General features: G+C 42.9%; 2 protein-coding genes. One reads left to right on the top strand and one right to left on the bottom strand.

All coding sequences use genetic code 11. The features are described from left to right. The first annotated feature begins 194 nt into the window (after positions 1-194). On the top strand, positions 195-1,139 hold the full coding sequence (manA, locus tag HT688_RS11355) for a mannose-6-phosphate isomerase, class I (RefSeq protein WP_050223723.1): 945 nt from the start codon (positions 195-197) through the stop codon (positions 1,137-1,139). A 40-nt stretch (positions 1,140-1,179) separates the two neighbouring features. Here manA and HT688_RS11350 read toward each other — a convergent pair whose 3' ends face one another. Beyond that, on the bottom strand, positions 1,180-2,520 hold the full coding sequence (locus HT688_RS11350; RefSeq protein ID WP_050223719.1) for a sodium-dependent transporter: 1,341 nt from the start codon (positions 2,518-2,520) through the stop codon (positions 1,180-1,182). Positions 2,521-2,833 lie beyond the last annotated feature (313 nt).

The raw sequence follows: 2,833 nt of genomic DNA, 5'->3' as shown, positions 1-2,833 counted from the left end.
TAAGTGATAAAGTCGGGAAGTCCTTCTATTGGTACAAGGATGTCATTGATAGCAATGGAGCAAGCATCGAGTAGAGCACATTTGTTTACTATTTTTATAAAATCTTCTCCCTGCTTTATAAGATGTAAAAAAGAGTTCAAATGGAACTCTTTTTTTGTTATAATGAAGGAAGAAAGATCAGACAGGAGAATAAAATGTCAGAACCATTATTTTTACAATCAGTTATGCAAGAAAAAATCTGGGGTGGAACCAAGCTACGTGATGAGTTTGGCTACGACATCCCAAGTGAAAAAATAGGGGAATACTGGGCTATCTCAGCTCACCCAAATGGAGTTTCTAAAGTTGCCAATGGTAGTTTTGAGGGAACAGATCTAGCTACTTTGTATGCAGAACACCGTGAATTGTTTGGCAATCGTCCTGAGCCTGTATTTCCGCTTTTGACTAAGATTCTGGATGCCAACGACTGGCTCAGTGTTCAAGTTCATCCAGATGATGCTTATGGACTCGAGCATGAAGGCGAGCTTGGAAAAACAGAGTGCTGGTACATCATCGCTGCGAATGAAGGTTCAGAGATTATCTACGGCCACAATGCCAAGTCAAAAGAAGAACTCCGCCAGCAAATCGAGGACAAGAATTGGGATGACTTGCTGACAAAAGTGCCTGTTAAGGCTGGAGATTTCTTCTATGTGCCAAGTGGCACCATGCATGCCATTGGGGCTGGCATCTTGATTCTTGAAACCCAGCAGTCTAGCGATACCACCTATCGCGTCTATGACTTTGACCGCAAGGACGATAAGGGCAACTTGCGTGAACTTCATCTTGAAAAATCCATTGATGTCTTAAACATTGGTGAGCCTGCAAATAGCCGTCCTGTAACTGTTAAAGCAGATGATTTGCGTTCCACTCTCCTTGTATCCAATGATTTCTTTGCAGTTTACAAGTGGGAAATTACTGGAAAAGTTGACTTCGAAAAGACAGCTGACTACAGCTTATTGAGTGTCTTAGCCGGTCAAGGTCAACTGACTGTTGACGGGAAAAATTATCCAATCCAAAAAGGCAGTCACTTTATCTTACCAAGTGATGTTGAAGCTTGGACTCTGGAAGGGCAAGGTTTGGAAGTGATTGTTAGCCATCCATAAAAAAGAAAGGGCCTGAGTTTACTACTCAAGTCCTTTTTGATTACATAAATTGGGCGATGAAGACCACGATGATGATGATTGGAATGACGAAACGAAGAAGGAAGAGCCAGACTTGGAACAGTCCCTGTTTCCATGCGGTTTCATCAAGATGGAGTTCCTCCATTGCAAGAGCCTTTTTAAAGATATAGCCTGTAAAAAGTGAAAGGCAGAGAGCTCCAAATGGCATGAGGAGATTGGAAACCAAGAAGTCCATAGCGTCAAAGAAGGTCTTCCCAAAGATGTGAGCATCCGCCATGACACCGTAAGATAGGGCTGAGGGAATGCCAAAGACAAAGGTCAAGATTCCCAAAATGGCACTCCACATGGCACGCTTGCTGTTGTCCTGGTTGGTGATATTGCCCACATTGATTTCCAGCATAACGACGGAAGAAGTGACTGTCGCAAAGAGGAAGAGCAAGAGGAAGAGGATGTAGAAAATGGTTCCAAAAGGCATCTTGTCAAAGAGTTGAGGCAAGACGATAAAGAGTAAGCTCGGTCCCCCTTCAGACTGGATATTGAAGGCTGACATAGCTGGGAAAATGGCGAGACCTGCCATGATGGATACCGAGATATTCATGGCTACGATGGAAATTCCTGATTGGACCAGATTGGTTTTCTTGTCTAAGTAAGAAGCATAGGTCAGCATGGCTGTAACCCCTAGTGAGAGGGCAAAGAAAGATTGTCCCAGAGCATAGAGGAGACCAGCACTGGTCAGTTTTGAAAAGTCTGGTTTGAGGAAGTAAAGAACCCCTTCCATGGCATTTGGCAAACTGAGAGAACGACCGATGATGACGACAAAGATGATAAAGAGCAGGGGCATCATGACTTTCGAAGCTCTTTCAATCCCTTTTTGAACCCCACGTGATACAATGAAGATATTCAATAGGATAAAGGTCGCTTGAGCTCCTAGAGCAATGGCTGGATTTGAAATGATTGAAGTAAATAACTGAGCATAATCACCCGTTCCACCAATTTGGAACAATTTTCCAAACTCAATGCCTAGATAGACTAAAATCCAGCCGCCAATAACACTGTAGAAAGATAAGAGGATAAAGAGGGCAAAGGCACCAATCCAACCGATAAAGTTGTACTTACTATTCTTGCCTAGTTTTCCAAAGGTTTTGATTGCTGAGACACCAGCGCTTCGGCCGAGAGCAAATTCAGCTAGCAAAAGGGGGAAACCGATTAGAATAGTGGAAATGAGAAAGACCAGTAAAAAGCCTCCTCCACCGTTAGCAGCAGTCATATAGGGGAATTTCCAAACGGCACCAAGTCCGATGGCTGAACCAGCAGATGCTAGGATAAAGCCCGGTTTAGACCCCCATTGCGATTTTTCAGACATAGTTAAACTCCTAAAATTAGTGTTACAAAAGAAAAAGCTACTGCCCTTGGCAAATAGCCTCATCAGTACTCAAAATGAGCTTTTCTTTTGATTGATAGACTTGACTATCCTATCATGTTTTCTAAGGTCTGTCAAGAAAACCATTTTCATGTTATGATAAAGTAAAAAATTTCGCAAAAACGCTTGACTCTGACCTAAGGGGAGGGGTTATACTATCAGTGTAATACTCTTCGAAAATCTCTTCAAACCACGTCTGCGTCGCCTTACCGTACTCAAGTACAGCCTACGGCTAGCTTCCTAGTTTGCTCTTTGA

It is taken from the genome of Streptococcus sp. 1559, from assembly GCF_013276735.1.
GTDB classification, from domain to species: domain Bacteria; phylum Bacillota; class Bacilli; order Lactobacillales; family Streptococcaceae; genus Streptococcus; species Streptococcus pseudopneumoniae.
Note: the sequence above shows the minus strand (reverse complement) of the source record. Positions and strands in the feature narration are given on the sequence as shown.